The 20,995-nt window shown below is 51.4% G+C and carries 15 protein-coding genes; 8 read left to right on the top strand and 7 right to left on the bottom strand.

Annotation, left to right across the window (positions count from 1 at the left end; all coding sequences use genetic code 11):
- Positions 1-324: 324 nt before the first annotated feature.
- Positions 325-1,626, bottom strand: a complete 1,302-nt coding sequence (pncB, locus tag WNY38_RS06905; RefSeq protein WP_342856600.1) for a nicotinate phosphoribosyltransferase — start codon at positions 1,624-1,626, stop codon at positions 325-327.
- 186 nt (positions 1,627-1,812) lie between these two features.
- Between pncB and WNY38_RS06900 the strand changes: the two genes are divergently transcribed.
- Both WNY38_RS06900 and WNY38_RS06895 read left to right on the top strand, forming a co-directional pair.
- Entirely contained in the window at positions 1,813-2,379 is a 567-nt protein-coding gene (locus WNY38_RS06900) for a hypothetical protein (protein WP_342856599.1), read from the top strand.
- Positions 2,380-2,787: 408 nt separating this feature from the next.
- Positions 2,788-3,888, top strand: a complete 1,101-nt coding sequence (locus WNY38_RS06895; RefSeq protein WP_342856598.1) for a Hint domain-containing protein — start codon at positions 2,788-2,790, stop codon at positions 3,886-3,888.
- Between the two features lie 114 nt (positions 3,889-4,002).
- Here the strand turns inward: WNY38_RS06895 and pncA are convergent, their stop codons facing one another.
- Positions 4,003-4,626, bottom strand: a complete 624-nt coding sequence (gene pncA, locus WNY38_RS06890) for a bifunctional nicotinamidase/pyrazinamidase (RefSeq protein WP_342856597.1) — start codon at positions 4,624-4,626, stop codon at positions 4,003-4,005.
- Positions 4,627-4,731: 105 nt separating this feature from the next.
- Here pncA and WNY38_RS06885 point away from each other — a divergent pair, with 105 nt between their 5' ends.
- From WNY38_RS06885 to WNY38_RS06875, 3 genes are all read left to right on the top strand, one after another.
- Positions 4,732-5,655 carry a rhodanese-related sulfurtransferase gene (locus tag WNY38_RS06885; RefSeq protein WP_342856782.1) on the top strand — a complete coding sequence of 308 codons (924 nt, stop codon included), beginning with the start codon at positions 4,732-4,734 and terminating at the stop codon, positions 5,653-5,655.
- Between the two features lie 20 nt (positions 5,656-5,675).
- Positions 5,676-6,689: a glycosyltransferase gene (locus WNY38_RS06880; RefSeq protein WP_342856596.1), complete on the top strand. Its 1,014-nt coding sequence runs from the start codon at positions 5,676-5,678 to the stop codon at positions 6,687-6,689.
- 192 nt (positions 6,690-6,881) lie between these two features.
- On the top strand, positions 6,882-9,827 hold the full coding sequence (locus WNY38_RS06875) for a calcium-binding protein (RefSeq protein ID WP_342856595.1): 2,946 nt from the start codon (positions 6,882-6,884) through the stop codon (positions 9,825-9,827).
- A gap of 78 nt (positions 9,828-9,905) precedes the next feature.
- Here the strand turns inward: WNY38_RS06875 and WNY38_RS06870 are convergent, their stop codons facing one another.
- Positions 9,906-11,630 carry a M10 family metallopeptidase gene (locus WNY38_RS06870; RefSeq protein ID WP_342856594.1) on the bottom strand — a complete coding sequence of 575 codons (1,725 nt, stop codon included), beginning with the start codon at positions 11,628-11,630 and terminating at the stop codon, positions 9,906-9,908.
- A 105-nt stretch (positions 11,631-11,735) separates the two neighbouring features.
- On the bottom strand, positions 11,736-12,140 hold the full coding sequence (locus tag WNY38_RS06865) for a hypothetical protein (RefSeq protein ID WP_342856593.1): 405 nt from the start codon (positions 12,138-12,140) through the stop codon (positions 11,736-11,738).
- Between the two features lie 260 nt (positions 12,141-12,400).
- Here WNY38_RS06865 and glf point away from each other — a divergent pair, with 260 nt between their 5' ends.
- On the top strand, positions 12,401-13,546 hold the full coding sequence (gene glf / locus WNY38_RS06860) for a UDP-galactopyranose mutase (protein ID WP_342856592.1): 1,146 nt from the start codon (positions 12,401-12,403) through the stop codon (positions 13,544-13,546).
- 178 nt (positions 13,547-13,724) lie between these two features.
- Here glf and WNY38_RS06855 read toward each other — a convergent pair whose 3' ends face one another.
- The gene (locus tag WNY38_RS06855; RefSeq protein WP_342856591.1) at positions 13,725-15,527 is read right to left on the bottom strand and encodes a hypothetical protein; all 1,803 of its coding nucleotides are present in this window, start codon (positions 15,525-15,527) and stop codon (positions 13,725-13,727) included.
- Positions 15,528-15,611: 84 nt separating this feature from the next.
- Positions 15,612-16,664 (bottom strand): hypothetical protein, encoded by a 1,053-nt coding sequence (locus WNY38_RS06850; RefSeq protein ID WP_342856590.1) that lies wholly within the window; start codon positions 16,662-16,664, stop codon positions 15,612-15,614.
- Positions 16,665-17,054: 390 nt separating this feature from the next.
- Between WNY38_RS06850 and WNY38_RS06845 the strand changes: the two genes are divergently transcribed.
- Complete coding sequence (locus WNY38_RS06845) at positions 17,055-19,484, top strand: glycosyltransferase (RefSeq protein WP_342856589.1); 2,430 nt, start codon at positions 17,055-17,057, stop codon at positions 19,482-19,484.
- A 30-nt stretch (positions 19,485-19,514) separates the two neighbouring features.
- The gene (locus WNY38_RS06840; RefSeq protein WP_342856588.1) at positions 19,515-20,543 is read left to right on the top strand and encodes a hypothetical protein; all 1,029 of its coding nucleotides are present in this window, start codon (positions 19,515-19,517) and stop codon (positions 20,541-20,543) included.
- 7 nt (positions 20,544-20,550) lie between these two features.
- Here the strand turns inward: WNY38_RS06840 and WNY38_RS06835 are convergent.
- A partial coding sequence (locus WNY38_RS06835) for a hypothetical protein (protein WP_342856587.1) occupies positions 20,551-20,995 on the bottom strand: 445 nt, incomplete at its 5' end.

Genomic DNA, 20,995 nt, shown 5'->3' with positions numbered 1-20,995 from the left:
ATATCTTCTTGTAGCTCTGCGGACAAAGACGCCTTTGGCACCCTAGTAGCGAGCCGTATAATTGAACCAATCATGAAATAGCCTTCCCAAGTAGAAGCCGCTGTATGAACCCAAAATGGATCAAGGTCAAGTTTGTAGCCCAAGCACTACAGAAACGATCAAACTCATCAATACCTACTACATATTGACAAACGGAAACAACAAGAACGTTGCATAAAAGAATCACCCCAACCACACACCCAGCTTTGCTTATTGCTCGTCAAAATGCATCAGAAACCAAGGCCCACCAACGCCTCTTCAGATAAAACGATAATCCAAAGATTGCTAAACTACCACTTCCATAGCACGTTGCTCCCCAACACCAAACACTCGTTTATACCGCTCGACTTCATCCGCAGGCCCCATGGCTTTTTTCGGGTTATCGCTGAGTTTCACTGTCGGGTTGCCGTTGGCTTTCACCGCTTTGCACACAAGTGAGAACGGCGCGAGGGTGTCGGTTTTGCCTGACATGTTGAGGCCACGGAAGTCGTTGGTCATCAAGGTGCCCCAGCCGAAGGAGGTCTTCACACGGCCTGCGAATTTTTGGTGCAGTTCGATGATTTTATCGGTGTCCAAGCCATCAGAAAAGATCACCAGTTTTTTGGTCGGGTCTTCGCCGCGTGATCTCCACCAGTTGATCGCGACTTCGGCAGCCCCCGCAGGATCACCGCTGTCGATGCGGATGCCCGTCCAACCAGCGAGCCAATCGGGGGCGCGATCCAAGAAGCCTTGGGTGCCATACGTATCGGGCAGGATGATGCGCAGGTTGCCCTCGTGTTCATCTTGCCAGTCAGACAGCACATCATAGGGCGCTTGCGCGAGGGCGGCGTCATCTTGGGCCAAGGCGGAATAGACCATAGGCAGCTCATGCGCGTTGGTGCCCACAGCTTCCAGATCGTTGTTCATCGCGATGTGGCAGTTAGAGGTGCCAACGAATTTGTCGCAAAGCCCCTCGCCCATGGCCTGAACGCACCAGTCTTGCCACAGGTAGGAATGCCTGCGCCGCGTGCCAAAGTCAGCGATACGCAGACCGTCGTGGGGTTTGAGCAGCTCGATCTTTTCCCACAGTTTGGTCATGGCGCGGGCGTATAGGATTTGCAGTTCGAACTTGTCCATATGGCCGGTGACAGCGCGGGATCGCAGCTCCATCAGGATAGACAAAGCGGGGATTTCCCACAGCATAACCTCGGGCCAAGAGCCCTCAAAGGTGAGCTCATATTGGCCATCGATTTTCTCGAGGTGATAGGCGGGAAGGCGCAGCTTTTCGAACCACTCCATGAAATCAGGGCGGAACATCTGGCGTTTGCCGTAGAACGTATTGCCACGCAACCAAGTGCTTTCGCCACGGGTCAAAGACAGGGTGCGCACATGGTCAAGCTGTTCACGCAGCTCGCCTTCATCGATCATATCCGCGAGACGGATGTCTTTGGCGCGATTGATCAAGGAAAAGGTGACTTGGGTGTTGGGCTTGTTGCGGAACACCGACTGGCACATCAGCATTTTGTAGAAATCGGTATCGATCAGGGACCGCACGATGGGGTCGATTTTCCATTTGTGATTGTAAACACGCGTCGCAATATCAACCATCTCAAGGCTCCCTTTGATATGGATCGGTTAAAGCAGGCGCGCGGTGGGTTTGGCAAGCTGTGTCGCGGGGCAGTCGGGTGCCCTTGGCCGTTTTTTGCCTCCAACAGGTCGATGAAACAGATCGCGTAGACAGTTTGCACATGTTTGCGTGCTATCAGCTGAGTGACCTTATTTGAAAGATGCCTCATGTCCCTCTTTTTACGCGCACTTGTCGTGACTGTTTTCGCCACTTTGACGCCGCCCTCAGAGGGGTTTGCAGCTGGCGGCTATTGGGAATTTGGCGACTGGCGGGTCATGGTGGACGAGGTGGATACAGGCGAAGATCTGCGCCGCACTTGCACCATGGTGACAGGCGGCGACGGCGATATGAGTGCGGTCTTAAAGATCAGCAACGGCGACGCGGGCCCGCCCACGTATTTCGCTGAACTGGTGATCAACGACCACGCCATCCGTCACCACAGCACGGTTTTGAAACAAGACGCGACACTCTATGTGCGCTTTGACGACAAGGATGTGATCGATGGATCTATCATGCAATACTATGACGCAGACGGATTTCAACACGCCACAGCGCGGTTCCCGCAGGTCCATAGCCAATGGGTGCTGCTGGCGATGAAACGTAACGCGCAGATGGACGTGATGATGAACAACGCTCGCGTCCATGCCTTTTCACTGGCTGGTTTTTCGGCGTCTTATTTGAAAATGGTCGATGAATGTGGTTTCACCGATGTGGGTGTTTTGGATCGACCTTAAAGCCCTGCTCTAAGAGTTTTAAGGAGCAAGATACTGTTTCCGTTACCAGAATCACCCTATAAATTTTGAAAGCTCGGCCCAATGGCGCTCCACGTCAATCGCGGCGCATAGCAGGTTTGAGCACCCTCTACCAAATGCCGCGGGTTGCGCGAATGTCTGAAACAATGATTGACCGATGCTTATGCTTTTGGTGAACTTTTCTGGTCTGTGATTGAAATTGAGACTGGTCAAATAATTTTACGTAAAAATCCATCGCTATACTGCACGGCTGTCTCTAAGCTTTTAGCGTTAAATTTTGTTGAAAAATTAGGGCTAATTTTCTGCATAATTTCGCCATTATTCTAATGTTTATTAAATTGAAAAGAACTTAATACCAATCCGAAAATCTGAAGTATAGGAATCAACAGAATGTCAACCGTCACAGGCTCCCTAGACTTTAGTCTATTGTATTCAATTGACACGATCGTAGCATCAGACTTTTCAGGAAGTGGCTCGTCAAACTCCCTTAGTCTAAGCGGTTTGACACAAGTGTCCTCGACATCAGAATACGACTACGACGCGGTCATTGTTGATGACAATGACGATGGTGAATTTAACGCAGGCGATACGCTGACCTTCACCTTTCCCGGCGATACTGAAGAAACCACGCTCACCCGTGTCGACACCGCAAAATATTATGGATCCGATGGCAGCGGATTTGCCTCCGGGACTGACTATGCGATCTTTGAAGATGAAGACGGAAATCAGTACATCCTGTTTTCTTCCGATTTCGATATATCGCGCATTTCCTCTCGTGGCAATCTTACTCTCACAGAGGGCAGCGATTCTGATGACAATATGGACATCATCGATATCATTGATGTCATTTGCTTTGCGTCTGGAACAAAGATACTCACCCCCAATGGTGAGCGGGCGGTGGAAAGCCTAAAAGTCGGTGATACCTTGGTCACCCAAGAGGGCAAAACAACAACCATCCACTGGGCGTCACACACGCATCATAGCGCGCAGACAGTGTCCCGTTTTCCAAATATTCGCCCGATCAAAATCCCAGCAAATAGCTTTGCTGCTGGAATGCCACATGATGATCTCTACCTCTCACGCCAGCACCGCGTGATGATTGAATCCGTTGTGGCAGAACGTATGGTCGGACAGTCTCAGGTTTTGGTGCCAATCCATACCTTGGCAGAATTTGATTTTGCGACAACTGTCACTCAAGACCAAGATGTCAGCTACTATCATATCTTGACGGATCAACATGACGTTCTCTTGGCCAATGGTCTGCCCTGTGAAAGCCTTTATGTTGGCGAACATTTGGACAAAGCTTTGGACCCTCATCGCGCGCAACAAGTGCGTGACTTGGTGGAGTCCGGCGTCGTATCGACACGCTCGTCCTGCCATATTTTGGAGAACAAACAGGCCCGAAATCTGCTGGCGCGTATCGCTAAAAATGCAAAGAGTCTGCTCGAAAAATGTTCCGCCATTGAGACTCCTTTGAAACGCGTTGCATAACGCGGTCTCTAAAATCACTCTTCAGGCCACATCTCGCTCGGGCGAGAAGGCTGCACCCTTGATGCAGCCCACAACAAATGTCCGTCCGCAGTAAATGTCCGTCCGCAATCTGGCCTACGCCACCGCCACCCCTTGCGCCAACATCGCTGCGCGGGCGGCGGCTTCAGTGCTCGCATCAATTGCGCGGCAGAAGTCTGTTAGGACGGTGGTTTTGAACCCCAATTTGGCAGCATCCTGTGCTGAGTAGTTGACGCAGTAATCTAGGGCGAGGCCGACGATGGTGACTGTGTCGATGCCGCGGGTGCGCAGATAGCCGTCAAGCCCTGTGGGTGTTGTTTTGTCGTTTTCGAAGAACGCGGAATAGCTGTCGATGGCGGGGGTGTAACCTTTGCGGATGATCAGATCGCCATGGGTTTTGAGGGCTGGGTGAAAGTTGGCGCCGGTGCTGCCTTGGATGCAGTGATCGGGCCAAAGTACTTGGGTGCCATAAGGTGCCTCATATGTGGTGAAAGGATCGGCGTTATGGGTGCTGGCAAAAGAACTATGCCCCGCGGGGTGCCAATCTTGGGTCAAGATCACAGCGCTGAAATCATCCATAAGCGCGTTGATGCCCGCGACGATTTCATCACCGCCCGCGACCGCAAGTGCGCCGCCTGGGCAAAAATCATTTTGAACATCGATGACAATCAGGGCTTCGTTTGGGGCGCGCATGGGGGAACCTTTCTTGAGTTGGCTCATTTGGTACGCCTACAGACGCGAAGGTCAAGCACAGAGCAGAGTTTGACGCAGGGACCATCGCGCGGCGCACTTGATCTGGACGCATTTGGAGCGTATTGGATGCCCATGTTTACAGTATGCGCTCTATATCACTTCACCCGTTTTGAAACACCCGCCGACATTCAGGGGCCCTTGTTGGACCTGTGTCAGGCCGAGGGAATCACTGGGTCGTTGTTGCTGGCACATGAGGGCATTAACGGCACTGTGGCTGGCCCGACGCCGGCGGCGATTGACAAAGTGATGGCGTTTATCCGCGCCCTGCCCGGCTGTGCGAATTTCGAATTCAAGCTGTCGACAGCGCAAGATCAGCCCTTTGGCAAAATCAAAGTACGGCTGAAAAAAGAGATCGTCACCATGGGGCAACCCAATGTTGATCCGCGCGCAGCTGTGGGCAACTATTGCTCGCCTGAGGAATGGAATGAGTTGATTTCAGCGCCTGACGTGGCAGTGATCGACACGCGCAACGATTACGAGGTCGGCATCGGCACGTTCAAAGGCGCGATTGATCCGCAGACACCAACCTTTCGCGATTTTCCGAAATGGTGGGAAGAAAACAAAGACCGTTTTCACAACAAACGCATCGCGATGTTCTGTACCGGCGGCATTCGCTGCGAGAAATCGACCAACTATTTGATGCAGCAAGGCGTGGAAGACGTGTTCCACCTCAAGGGCGGTATCTTGAAATACTTGGAAGAAATGCCCGAAGAAAAAAGCCTTTGGGAAGGCGAATGTTTCGTCTTTGATCAACGGGTGTCGATCGGCCACGGATTGACGGAAGGCCCGCATGAATTGTGCCACGCCTGTCGTCGTCCGATTTTGCCCGAAGACAAAGCCAAGGCCGCTTTCGAAGAGGGTGTGTCGTGCCACCAATGCGTTGATGAATTCGACGAGACCCGCAAAGAACGCTTCCGCGAGCGGCAAAAACAAATGGCGCTGTCTCGGGAACGCGGCGAACGCCACCTTGGCAGAGAGCTCACGCGTCGCGCTTAGGCGCGCGGGTTCCCCTTCTTATGGCACATAAACCACAGCCCGCACGTATATCCGGAACTCCGGCAGATCTATCAGCGCGGCTGGTTGCCGTCGTCGTCACCTTTAATCGATGCAGTCACATTCAACTGACCGTTGATCGGCTGCTGGCAAGTGACGCGCAAACGCTCGCGCAGATCGTCATCGTCGACAATGCTTCGACAGATGGCACTGCTGACTGGCTTTGCACCCTCACTGACCCGCGCGTTGACGTGATGCGCCTGCCGGCAAATATTGGAGGCGCAGGCGGGTTTGAAGCTGGTATGCGCCGTGCCGTTGACGCCCATGATGCCGATTGGATTGTGGTGATGGATGACGACGCACGACCTTTTGTAGACGCCTTGAAACAATTCATGACCACGCCCCCTGCCGCCGATTGTGTCGCGGCCGCTGTGCTGTACCCTGATCGCGGTATCTGTGAAATGAACCGGCCGTCGGTCAATCCCTTCACGACACCGCGCGCATTTGCAAAAACGCTTTTGGGCCGTGGCCGAGATGGATATCATATCCCCCGTGCCGCGTATTTTTGCGACACACCTATCAAAATTGACCTGACATCATTTGTTGGATTTTTCGCGCATAGATCCTGCATCGACTCTGTCGGTTATCCAGACCCGAACCTGTTCATTTACGGCGATGATGTGCTCTACACGCTGTCTGTGCGCCGCGCAGGGCATACAATTGCCTTTGATCCACGGATCACCTTTGAACATGACTGCAAGACATTCGACAATGATGCTATCCGCAAGTTTACACCTTTGTGGAAGGCCTATTTCGCCTATCGCAACGGCCTATTTATGTATCGCCAAGCCGCTGGACCGGTGCTGTTTTGGCCAATATTGGCTCTGTGCTCCCTCAAATGGCTGCTGGCCACAGTACGGTATTCCGACTGCAAACAACGCTATTTACAGGTCTTACGGGCTGCTATTTGGGATGCTGTTCGCAATGACACACGGCGCAGCCTTGCGGATGCAAAACAGCTGTCAGGTGACGCCTAGTCTTTTTATCGCGAACCTTACCCACTGAGGGCAAATTGCGTCGCACACGTTGCATCGCCCCATAGCAACGACAATTTTAACATCTCAGATTGAAACTAAACGCCACTTTTAAGCCCGAATCTAGCAAGCCGTCCCTAAGACTTACCCGTCATCTTTAATCCCAGTGGTGGTTATTAATTGGGGGTGGCGAAAGTGGGGTATCTCGGTTTCTTCGCAGAGCATAATTTCGAGTTGGGCCTATTGGGCGTCGACATTCGCGACATGGTCGTGCGTGAACGTGATGGCGAAATCTATCTCTACACAAGCACCTCAATGGAAGGTGGCGCAACGGCTTACCGGCTCAACGCCGATGGCATTCCCGAGCTCGTTGACATGGAAGAATACTCAGGTGCCAGCCGTATTCCTGTTATGCATGGCGTCAATATTGTCACCCTAAACGGCAGTGACTTTTTGCTCGTTGGATCCGACGGATCCCATGAAATGACAGGATACCGACTTGCTGACGATGGCAGCATCGGTCGCAGGCATTCCGTCGATTGGGGGCCCGTCGACAACGGCGCCACCCATTTGGAAATCATCCCCGTCGGTGATCAAACCTTTGTGGTAACCGCAAGCGAGAATGGCACGGGCCTATCGGTGTTCGAGCTCACCGACGATGGGACCGATCTCACGTTTGAAGTGTCTGGCCCAACAACGTCGACCCTGAATTCAGTTGCAGCGATGGATACGATCACAATCGATGGCGCGACCTATGTGCTTACAGCTTCCACATCTCAAGATGAAATCGTCAGCTTCAAAATCGATTCATCGGGCGCGCTCACAGAAGTCGGTACCTTTGGGGCATTTGACGGCTTAGGCATTTCTGCTCCAACGGGCATGGAAGTGGTGACCGTGGACGGGACCGCATATGTGATTTTAGCCTCCTCTGAATCCGACAGTCTTTCTGTGCTACGATTGGAATCAGATGGATCGCTTGCTGCGGTCGATCACGTACTGGACACAACCCACACGCGGTTCGAAAATGTAGGTGAGATGACTGTTTTCACCTCAAACGACCATGTTTTTGTGTTGGTATCTGGCACCGATGATGGCCTCAGCCTATTCACCGTGCTGCCCAATGGTCGCCTGCACCACCTAGAATCAGCGGCCTATGATGGCTCCAACGGATTGAACTCTATCTCGTCCATCGAAGTGGCCGAAGTCGACGGAGCCTTTCAGGTGTTTGTCGCCTCAGGCACTGGAGACGGCCTGTATCAATTCAGTTTCGACACCTCGGATTTGGGCAATGTTTACCATGGCTCTGCCGCGTCAGAGACCGTCAACGGCAGCTCAAAGGACGATGTGATTGCGGGGGGTGCGGGAGATGATGTTTTATATGGCTACAAAGGTGACGATATTTTGCTCGACGACATGGGCAGCGACACGTTTTGGGGCGGGAACGGTTCAGACACCTTTGTGATGATGCCCGACGACGGCAGCCTTGATACAGTGATGGATTTTGAACGGAACGTCGACGTGTTGGACCTGTCCAACTTTGGGATGTTGTATTCCTCAGGCCAGATTGCCGTCGTTTCTACCAGTTACGGCGCTCAGGTGACCTTTCGCGGCGAAGTCTTCAAAATTCATTCAAAGGACGGCTATTCGCTCACCGCGGACGACATGTTCGGGTCTAGCTTTGATGGCACCGATCGCCCCTATTTATCCGTGTTCAACGAAATGGGCGGCACACCGGGGGCAGACGAATTGATCGGCGGAACCGGCACCGACATCATCTATGGTTACGCGCAAAATGATCTTATTTACGGTGGGTACGGCGACGATATTTTAATCGGTGGCGATGGCTATGACACGATCGACGGCGGATCTGGCAACGACAGGATCGAGGGCGGTTATCGCGCTGACACGATCGACGCAGGCGCAGGAGACGACTGGGTCGACGGTGGCCGCGGCGCTGATTCCGTCACACTGGGCAGTGGCAACGATACTTACATTGATAACACTGAAGGTGGCACCTATGGCCGCGACACCGTGTATGGCAACGCTGGCAATGACACAATCAACGGAGGGGGCGGCAATGACATGTTTGACGGCGGGTCCGGCAATGACACGATCACGGGCGGCGGCGGCGATGACACTTTGATCGGGGGCAGTGGTCATGACTCGCTGATTGGAGGCTTGGGCAAAGACAGCATCAATGGAGGCAGCGGCAATGACGTGATCGAAGGGCGCGCGGGCGACGATTACATCCTAGGCGGCAGCGGTGACGACCAGATCAATGGCGACAGCGCGTTTGACACTATTTATGCAGGCGATGGAGACGACATTGTTTATGGAGGGCTTGGCAGTGATCAAATTTGGCTGGAAGCCGGTGACGACGTTTTTGAAGACAACATGCAAGACGGCGCACGCGGGCGAGACTTTGTGCGCGGTGGCGCAGGAAATGACCTTATTGAAGGTGGTGGCGGCAACGATGGATTTTGGGGCGATAACGGAAACGACACAATAAACGGCAGACGCGGCGATGATTTCATTCACGGTGGTGCTGGAAATGACACAATAAGGGGTGGAAGTGGTGAGGATGAAATCAATGGTGGGGCAGGCGCAGACAAGATTTATGCAGGCGATGGAAACGATTACGTTATCGGCGGAACCGGCAGTGACAATATCTGGCTGGAAAATGGCAATGATGTTTTCGAGGATAATGCGCAAGATGGCGCGAGCGGTCGTGATTTTGTCCATGGAGGGATGGGCAATGATACGCTTAACGCTGGCGGCGGCAACGATGGGCTATGGGGCGACGCGGGCAATGATGTTTTGAACGGGGGACAGGGCGACGACATTATTCGCGGCGGCTCCGGACATGACACAATAAAGGGCGGGCAGGGTAACGACACGCTTACCGGCGGCTTCGGAAGCGACGCATTTGTGTATTTCAAGAGCGACGGCGCCGATGTTATCACTGACTTCAACCCGGATGTAGATACCGTCAAACTGAACATTGACGGGCTCAGCTACGTATCCTTGCGCTGGGAAACAACTGACGACAATAATCTTCTGCTTAGGTATGGCTCAGGCAATATCGAATTTGAGGGGCTGAATATGGATGACATCGATCCTTCATGGATAGATTTAGGTTAAATCACGTGGCACTTGCCGGCAGACGCAAAAAAGGCCCGCAACATCTGCAAACTTTTTTATCCATGTTTGTTGTAGATGTTAGATGATCACGAGAGAATCTTCTAAAGCGCCTAAATCCGTTACGCTGGACAGCGTTAGAATTTCGCCATCGTCAAATGTGAACACCGTCTGCGCACTATCAACACTTGCATAGGCTTCAATAACCTCTTCGGCAGATAGATCGCCGTCCCATAATGCATCGTCAAGACGCAGCACATCTGTGCCCAAAGTGAAATCGGTCACACGGTCATTTCCATCATTCGATCCGAAGACAAAGTAATCAACCCCGCCGCCGCCAGTGGCCGTATCATCGCCTTGAGCGAACACAATCATATCGCTGCCCCAACCGCCATTGATGATATCATTGCCAAAGCCATCCGCGATATAGTCTTTGCCAAAGCCGCCTGATATGGAATCGTTCTGTGCGCCAGCGAAAATTTTATCGTTGCCGTTGCCGCCTTGAATGGTGTCTTGGCCATTGCCACCGAAAATAACATCTTTGCCGGCCGCGCCATTCACAATATCACTGCCATTGCCGCCGAACATACGGTCATCGCCGTTGCCGCCAAACATACGGTCGTCACCAAATCCACCATCGACGGTGTCATTGCCATTCCCGCCGTAACCAAGATCAGCCCCACCCGCCAAGATGAGACGATCGTTGCCTCCGTTGCCAAAGACAACATCGTCACCCGTGCCCGAGCGGATCCAGTTGTTCACAAAGTTGCCCGTCACAACGTCATCGCCACCCCCAAGATAGGCGTTCTCGATAAAAGTGCCCCGTGCGATATGAACCACGTTGACCAAATCGCCCAGAGAGCTGGACTGCGCGCCACGCATATCAAGGTCGATATCATCGTTCATTGTGCTGAGATTGATAATGTCGATGCCGCCGGCGTCATAAATCGTAAACGTCATGGGGTTTTCGCCCACGTATGATTGCGTGCCACCCGTTGCGGCATTCAAAAGTTCATCCAAATAGGTGCCAAGATTGGAATTATGACCCCATATCGTCGCCCCCCATGTCGCAGACCCTTCGCCAGGAGCGCCGTACAGATCTTGAATCGCAATGATGTCGACCATCATTGGGGTCATCACATACGCATAGCTACCGTCGACATCTGTGTTTTGGGTTTGCGAAAAATACGACATGACGGAGTACATCCAGCTGTCGTTGGTAAATTCGTTACTGACGCCATACACAGCGCCACCGTTATAAGGCCCTTGATGACCGAGACCCAAAGCATGCCCCAATTCGTGCATGTAGGTCTGAAATCCGTAGTCGTCATAGTCGCCGTAGGACCCTTCATCTGTCGGATACAGCCAGCTGGACGGAATGTTGATCGTCGCCGATAACGTGTAGCTTCCATAGTACGATGCCGACGAATAAGCCCCGCCAGAATTATCCTTAAAGGTGATATCTGCACTGCTGGTTGTGAGCTCAAATTTGAGATCCGCGACCATTTCCCAAGCCTCAAGGGCAGCTTCGGCCATCCGACGCCCCGCCGTATCAAGACCTGACAAGTTTACTGTAATGATGTTGCTGAAGCGCGTATCAAAAGTCGTTCCGGATACTCCAGAGCTGTAATACCAATATCCTGTTGTCAGATAGTCAGCGAGTTCATCGAGTGAACCATCGCCTGATCCTGCATAAGAAATGACATCGTCGGCGTCTGTCAGACCAGACAAGTTAAACAGCTTACCAGCCGAAGAGAACGAAGTGTTATCGTTAAAAAGAAGGTCTGATGTATTGAAATTAGACATTATCGAACTCCGAGACAAATGTGTTATGGATCAATCTAGATCCGTGAATTGGTAAAAGTATGGTGATGTGATGCTAACTATACGCTGGTTATCAAATCAAAAAGATTATCGTAAAAATGGCAACACTTGAGGTTTGACCAGCCCAAAGACAAAATGATCATACATATCAACCGTGAGATCCGCATCTAGGGCGCGCAGGCCGGCGACTTTGGATTGACCGATTTGGCCGGTCGCTCCATACGTCCACTTGAGACGCAATGACAGGCCCAGCGCGGTGCGCTGTAAACCGACAGTTTCTAAGATGACCAGTTCAGCGCCAAGCCTCTGCGCTGGCTGCCCCGCATAAGGGACAACGGTCAAACCTTTTGCCTTCAACGCGCGCGCCAGCAGCAAGCAAAAGGTTCGATCGTCTGGAAGGCCCGCGCTGTCGCATTTCAAAAGAACCCCGGAAATGGCATTTTGCGCTGCTTTCGTCACTTCGGGGTTGGCTGAGGGGCTTCGTTTCGACATGGCTGCCCCTTTTTGGCATCCAACAAAGGACACAACGGCTGCGGTCGCCACGATTGCAACGTAGGGTTTTAAAACACTCGAACGCACGTTACATCCTTTGGCTGCACACAATCACTTGGTTGTGACTATACTATCCAAGTGATACTCAAAGCCAAAGTTCCGCGAAAGTTCGCTGAGTATTCCAGCAATTTTTTGCTGGGACTTGACCCACGTTGGCCTATGCTTCAGGCAGACCAAAGAGTTTATAAATGGGGCTATTCGTGAAAATACTTATTGTAGGTGCAGGGTTTTCAGGCGCAGTTGTGGCACGTGAATTGGCGCAAAAGGGTCACAAGGTTTCTGTCATCGACAGCCGTGCCCATATTGGCGGCAATTGTTACACCAAACGCGACGCTGACACCAATGTGATGATCCACACCTACGGGCCGCATATTTTTCACACCAATGATGACGAAGTTTGGGACTACGTGAACAGCTACACCACGTTCATGCCGTTCGAGAACCGCGTCAAAACCACGTCCAAGGGTCAAGTGTTTTCTCTGCCGATCAACTTGCACACCATCAATCAGTTCTTTGGCAAAACCTTTCGCCCAGCTGAGGCGGCAGACTTTATCGGCGAGATTGCAGACAAAACGATCACCGATCCGCAGAACTTTGAAGAGCAAGCCATGTCCATGGTTGGCCGCGATATCTATGAAGCGTTTTTCGAGGGCTACACCCGCAAGCAATGGGGTCTTGATCCCAAGATGTTGCCGGCGTCGATCCTGAAGCGCCTGCCGATGCGGTTCAACTATGACGATAACTATTTCATGGACAAGTATCAGGGCATGCCAAAAGACGGCTACACCCCTATGTTTGACGCGATTTTTGACCATGAGAATATCGATGTGCGCATATCCACCGCGTTCACCGAAGAGATGCGTGACGGCTATGATCACGTGTTTTGGTCTGGCACGATTGATGGCTACTTTGGTTTTGAAAGTGGTCGCTTGGCTTACCGCACTTTGGATTTCGAAGCCTTCCGCGCCGACGGCGATTTTCAGGGCTGCGCCGTGATGAACTACGGCGAACAAGACGTGCCCTATACGCGCATCACCGAGCACAAGCATTTCTCGCCTTGGGAAAGCCACGACAAAACCGTGTGCTACAAAGAATTCAGCCGCGCGATGGAACCCGATGACATCCCCTATTACCCCGTGCGATTGGTCGACGACAAAGAGATGTTGGCAGATTATATCGCGCGCGCAGAGGCGACGACTGGCGTGACCTTTATTGGTCGCCTTGGCACCTACCGCTATCTGAACATGGATGTGACCATCCGCGAAGCTTTGGACGCCGCGCGTGCCTTTTTGGCGGCGACTGATGCAGGCGAAAAGCCACCGGTGTTTTCAACGCACCCTATGTAGGGGGCAGTTTACAACGACACTCAGATCAAGAGGCTCAGATATGTGCGGATGTGAAACGTCAAATGACTTTGGTTTTCACATCAGCACATGACCCTTGTGGCGGTCAGCATAGCCAGCACCGCTGTATCACCATCACGGCGCTCCAGCGTTGACTTCAACGTTAGGCCATAATCCAGCTTTATGCAGGATCGTCTGAACCGGCCTCTTTACTGTTCGTGGCGTAGACGTCTTCCCAATAAGATTTGGCCGCAATTTCTGGGTAGGTTTTGCGGTATTCGGCCACCAGTTCAGGATAGCGGCGGACCAAGTCTATGGACAACTTAGCCGTTTTCAACAGCAACTTGAGACCGCGTAGCTGTTCGATTTTCGTGGTGTAAGACAGTTCGCGCACAGAATCGATATAGGTGATTTCGCGTGCCCCCCACGCCATGCCAACGATCCCTTTATCACGCGCTTCAACAGCGACACGCGGCCCCAAACGTCCATAAAACGGAATTAAATGGCCGTTTAATGTGATCCGCGACAAGGCCAAGCGCCATTTTTGTGCGATCGGACGTCTGCGCATAGGCAGGCGTTTCTCGCCCTGCATCATCGACGTGAACACCTCTGCATGAGTGATAGCTTTGATGCGTCCGCGACGTTCCGCCATGTCTTTGTTTGCGTCAAAAAACTGCGGCCCTTGCATCACGTCCTCAATAGCCAAATGGCAGGCCTCAATGGTCTCATAGTGAAACCGAATGAAGTTGCGTAGCACAAACCAGACACCAATTTTAGCAGTCCGCAAGGCCCCAACATCCATCGATTCCAGTTGCAAGTGATGCGCCAAATGGCTGCGCAGATCCAAGTACCACGTCATCGGGCTTTCTTTCTCGACGAAGCCATCTTGGAAACTCGCCACGCCGCCCAGCACACACACTTTGAAATCATTCGCTAGGGAAAAGCTGACGTCATCGCCGCGCACAAAGAACGGAAACGGATAAAATTTTGCCTGCTTGATCGGAAAGGCAAAGAACCACCAACCCCCATACAAATTAGGGTCTGGGGTGCTTGATGTTTCGATTTCCATGCCGTGCAATGCGCCGATATCCCGCAGGTCAAGGCCGTGGTACTGCGGCTTGCATCCACGATCAAAGCTCGCGCCGTTTTCCCACAACTGCCATTTGTGTTGGTTGTTGATCATAGCGCCCGCGACAGCCGTGCGCTCGTCTTGCGCCAACGCCAAATAGACGTAAGTGCGGTGCAGGCTTTCAGTCGAAAAGGATGCGTCATCATCGGTGAACAACACATGGGTGAAGCCAGCGTTTTCAGCCTCTAATAGCCCTCGCGAAAACCCGCCTGCCCCGCCAAGATTATCATTGGGAATATAGGTCGTATGCGCGCAGGATTGGATGTCAGCTGATTGACCATTGTCGACAACAAAAATATGCAGGTTGTTCCCATAGACATAGCTGTCGATGAACGATTCAACACGGGCCACGGTCTTTTCGACAGCCGCCTCGCGCTTGAACGTCGTGACACTAACTGCCAGCTTTGGCCAAGATGCGGGTTCCGCGCTGGACATAAATCGCATGGCACCAACGGTCGCGTCACTCAGGGCTTTCAACCCGAAGTAAACCAGCCCAAGGTCGTCTTCTGCCAGCAGACTTGTTAAGTCCACAGTTTCCGGCACGCCCGATTTGAGCGTCACAACCTGACTGCGTGACAACGACCATGAACCATTTCCAGGCGCATGAAACACCTCAATTGCGACGGTTCCCGTGCCTTCGATTTCGAACAGCAGATCTTCAATCGCAGTATTTTGCGCCCATTTTTTCAACGTAAAACTGTTGAAATAGGTATCGAATGTCGCTTTCCCCCCCGGTGCAAAAACCAACGAAGACTGCGCGTAATCCATAGCGCAGTTATCGTTCAGGCGCGCATAGACCAATTGCTCTGCGCAGATATCTAAATCAGGTAAGACAATGTTTTGAAGGGTAATCACAGGATTTCGCTTTTCTAAAATTTGATAAAAACGCCACTGGTTCGGTCTGATCAGTGAACCATTCAGACTTAGGGATTTGGCGGGTTATTTCACAAGAATTTTCGTCGTCAGGTCGCGGATGTGCTCGATTTGCTTGCCGGGCGTTAACGCCGACATATCAGCAATCAAACGGGCCATAACCTTCAAGCGACCAAGCTCGGCTTCGCCAAAATGGTCTTCGGCTTTTATGGATTGAGGAAGAGGGACAGTTTTTAGAACGTCTCGTTTGAGACTGTCAAACATCTGAGTGCCGTCAAAAAACTTTGCATCAAGAGCGATTGCATCACGTTCATAAGCGTTCAACACATCTTTGGCGAGCGCCTCGTCCAATGCGATGGGGGTCAACGTGATGTCACCTGACATCTCACTCATCAAGGTCTGCCAATGCCATCCAAGCGCATGACGCCAATTCGGCGGACGCTCGGAATTGGCCAGATGAAACATCCGCATTGTCGCCAAATCTTCAAGGCCGAGAGATGAATTGGTGTTCTTGGGTTTGGGCATTTCGATATCTGTCGTTCCGCAAACCATCGATAAGAAATCGAGACACACATCTCCACCAAAAAGTTGATCGCGCACCATAGGGCGCAGATAAAACCGTTCACCGAACACCTGCCGCCAGCTTTTAAAACGCGGCGTGTAAATGAATCTTTTTGTGCTGATTTCGTGATGAAAATAATCGCGCAAATTGCCAGTAAAGCAACCAATCTTGACGTCTTCGGCATAGTTAGACACCAAGCGCTGCGCATGCGGTCGCACGTAGGCAACGATTTTGACCGTATCAAGATGATCGGGGAACCATTTTTTTATCACATCGTTCAGCGTCTTCGCATGAAACCCCTCAAACTCCTCAGCCGACAAAAATCCCCACTCTGCATCAGAGTTCTGGAAGTCCAAAGCGATTGCGGCCAGCCTTTTTTCCAAAAATACAGAGTTGTTCTTGGTTACGATATGTTTGGCGATACCATTATGGCTGCGGCGTGATGGGTAGCAAACAGAACGGCCATCGACCTTTAAACTTGGGTCCACCAACGCCGTTTGTATAGATGTGGTCCCAGATTTATGATCGCCGATGTGAATGCAGAGGTTCTTGATCATATCAACGTGGCTTTCTTACTGAGAAAGCACTTCCTTCTCTTATTCTGCAGGCAATAGTTGGCACGACTTCGTCAACCAACAAACCCGACTTCGATTGATGAGCGTAATTTCGGCCGCCTTTGATGTGACTTGCTAAGCACTTTGTTGAAACATCAGACTTTGCCAGACCCTATGTTTTGGCTCGTCAATTGGCAAGCAAATCCACCGGCAATAACCTTAGCGGACACACAACACGTTATTCGATAGAAAAAGACCTAATCAGACCACCGCCTTGCGAATGCCTAGTGCAAATTGTATTGTTTTCAGACATTAATTGAGCCGTTAAAGCTCGATGCCATTACCAGTTGCTCCCCTACGTCTCTTTGTTACTTTGAAAATGAGCCAAACCAGATGATCTCCAAACCTAGATTCGACATTTCAGTTATTGTTCCCTGCTACAATGCCGAACAATTCGTAGAGACCTGCATCAATTCCATTTTGATGCAAAAAAACGTTTCCGTTGAAATCATCGCGATTGACGATGCCAGTTCTGATCTGACATTCCACATATTGCGCTCTATGGCGTTGGATCATGACAATCTGCGTGTCAAGATTTTGAAGAAAAACGGAGGCCAAGCCGCAGGTCGCAACCTTGGTTTTGACATGGCACAAGGTGACTATATCACCTATCTAGATTCGGACGATTTCTACAACGATGATAAGTACTTATCTAAATGGATGTCCACGGCACGCGAGTATGATCTGGATCTGTGCGTTGCTGATTATCAGCGCCTAAATCGTGACCTACGCTTAACCACTCCAACAGCGATTGACATCAAACCTGGCGACGTTGTTGATGTGACGACAGCCCCAGAATTGGTGGATGTCTCGCAGTGCTGGCAAATTTTGTATAAGACGTCATTCCTGAAAGATTTAGGTCTCAAGTTCTCAAGCAAACTACGCCAAAGAGAAGACCGTTTGTATTTTGTCGAAGCCTTAGCCAACGCAAAACGGATTGGGAAAATAGCCGACGTCGCGATTGTTTACCGCGCGCATGATGACAGTACCATGGCGCGTGTTGACCTTGATCAGCTCAATCAATTTACGATTCACATGCAGCTGCTGAACGCGGCGCTTGAAAAATCAGCCATATCGAAAACTGATTCCTCCGATTTTGCCACAGCAAACGCTGGGCGATACTGGCGCCAAACCTTCACCTATTGGAAGCCTATACTGGAACAAGGTATCCATCGAATTGTTGACGCTGACGGCGAACGCCTTGAGTTCGAGCCATTCTTTATGGACTACATGAACGCGATCTACGCCCTCACGGCGGACGCTGACCCACTGTTCTCCGAACAATTCTCCAAGCGCACCCCCCCCAATGACGAGGCGAAATCCGAAGGCACAATGGACGTCGCACGTATCGCTTGTGAACACGGGCGTTACGACCTATTTGCCCGCCTTCTAAGCGGCGACCGGCTTCACATTTCTGAACTGCTCGCCTTGTCCGAGACATCAAAATTTGACTGGGCTAACAATGCGGTCGCACATTACGTGCGTTTCAATCGCGGCCACGACTTTGCCCAGAACGACGCTGATGACCATGGTGAAGCGTTACGATCCTTGGTGGATCGCGTTGTGCTGCATATTGGCATGCCCAAAACAGGTTCCTCGGCGATGCAAGAGTTCCTAGAACTCAATCGTCTGGCCCTTTTAAAAATGGGTATTTGGTATCCTGATATCGGCATTGAACGCGGGCGCGGCGTCCGTTCGAACAGATGTTCAGGGCACTCCATTTTGATCAATCGCCACGTTCATAACCGAGGGGCCATCGGACGGATATTGGCCGCACAGCTCAAAACGCTGCCGTATAAAGTTCACACAGTTATCCTATCTGCTGAGAACATTTTTTCTGACCGCTTTCTATATGACCTAGAAGATAAAGACAAAAACGTCGTGGCGTTGACGACAAAAATCATCGATTCCATCGACCATGGCAACATCGAAGTGATGACAGCGCTGCGGCGCCAAGATGATTGGTTTGCAAGTTACTTCCGCGAAGTGACGGCCAATCCCTTTAACAAGATGTTTGACTCCACACGCACGTTTTGGTGCAAGCTAAACCAGCTCGGCTTGTTCGACTACGACGCCATTACAGATCAAATCAGCAAGAATGGCAACGTCACAAAACATCACATCGTCTCTGCTGGTGCAATGCGCGCAGCAGGCGGTTCTATCCCTTGGATCTCTTCCGTTCTTGATATTGAAGGCAATCCAACAATTCAGTTCGACGTACCACGCATCAACGATTCCTTTAGCGACGCCATTGCCGCCAATCTTTTGATGCTCAAACGGCTCGATATGGATCGTGCAACAACCTCTGAAGTTTTCTTAAATGTAACTTCAAATCCTTCCCTCAAAGCGTCGAGTTTTGAACTCATTTCGTCGGGCGAGATGGAAGAGTTTCGGATGTTTTTTTGCCCGCAACTCAAGGCATTTGATGAATCCTACCCGAACGAATCGCGGCCCGTGAAACCCAAAACAAACCAGCCGCAAGCGATCGAGCTTGACCCATCGATCATTGGCAAACTGGAATTTTCAAGACGCAGCTTGGCCTGCGGTGAAAGCTCCCCACCCGATGTTTTGCATGAAACAATGGAAACGCTGCGCAAAGAACGCGATCTTCGTGAAACGGCTTTCGCCGATATCCATCGGATGCATCATGAAAGCTCCCACATGGGCGGCGAGCTGCACTACATGAAAAACAGTGTGTCATGGCGCGTCACAAAACCACTTCGCAGCGCCATGACGCTATACAGAACGCTGCGAAAGCGTTGATTTCAGTTCTTTAAATTTGGAGCTTAGCTAATGGCCTCAGACCAGTCATCCGTGACACGCACTGTCTTTTTGTTTGGTGCTATCGGGCAAGGCCCTTATGGCTATATGACCTTTGCCAGCGACGGTCGCATTCAAGTCTATGAGAACAGCAACGAGCATTCGTATGCCTATGACGACGGGGTTCTTGCCTTCTACGACATCAATGGCGTTGAGACCTCGACACTTATTGAAAGCGCAGCGGATCCACTTCATTTTCGCCCTCATACGCTTGGCACGCACTACTTGGAGCCAGTTCTACATCTTGGGCCCCTGCAAGAGAAAATGTCAGACAAGCCTGCTGTTGTGGTCAACACACTGGCAAAATCTGGCACTTATTTGGTTGCCGAGGCTTTGACCGCCTCTGGGTATAAGCCGCTTGACTTACACCTGTCCTCTGACTTTTTACACGACAACCGTGGTGTCGACATGAACGTCATCCATTGGAACCCACCAGAGCGCTCCATTACCTGTAGCGCAAGCGCATTGGCGTCAATTGTTGGCCCCGGTGAATTCGTAGTTGGTCATATCGACTCGGTCGAAGAGCTACGTAAAATTGACCGCAGCCCCGTCGAATTGATCAGTGTTGTACGCAATCCATTTGACCAAATTCAATCTATGCTGACTTTCAAAATCCACAAAACCAAACCAAAACCTTCGGACTTGATCTGGCGATCAATGACTGGGTTGGATCGCTTCAAAGCCTTTCTATTGGCGCATCCTGTCGACTACTGGCTCGACTTTTCGCGCCGTATTACCGAAAATTTCGAATTTTTGACATTCGAGGACCTCCGCGTCGGACGCGTTGCCTCAGAATCTCTGTCTACAAAGCTGATTTCAGATTTGGAAACAGGGCTGTCATCGGCTCTCGGCAAGGAAACGTCGACCAATATGGGTGGGTTACGCGAAGCCAAAGTAAATTACTTTGAAGACGAAAGCGTTTGCGCTTTTTTGGACTCCCTAGGCGTCACAGCCTATGCGCAAAAGCACTGGAATATTTCTGGTCCCACTGCGCCTCCATAGGCTACCCTCACGGGCATCTTTGTACGCCTAGTTTGATGAGCTCGGCACCTGTGAGTTTTGTTGGTTTTCGTGTGCTGTAGCGTGCGCTTGTCATGTACCAGGTTTTGATGGCTGGCGGGTAGTGTGACGCGATGACGTTTGACCATCGGTCGAATTCAGCTTGGGTCAGTTTTGATCCGAACCTATATGGACCATGGAAGCCCAAGACGGCTGTTGGTGTCACGCAGACATTTCTGGCGCCCAAGAACATTGTACAGCTGGACATGCAGGATCCGCGGCGGATTTCAATGCGCTGACCCAATCTATTGATTTGTTGGATCTCACCGTAGCGGTCGCGGACGCTGCCGCCTGGATCGCCGTTGATAACGATTGTCGCCCCTGGGACTTTTGACTTTGGCCGGGCAGCCTGGGCTGGTGTTGCCAAGGTCGCCATCAAGAGCGTGGCGCTGAGT

The organism is Pacificibacter sp. AS14, assembly GCF_038899935.1.
Taxonomy (GTDB): domain Bacteria; phylum Pseudomonadota; class Alphaproteobacteria; order Rhodobacterales; family Rhodobacteraceae; genus Celeribacter.
Note: the sequence above shows the minus strand (reverse complement) of the source record. Positions and strands in the feature narration are given on the sequence as shown.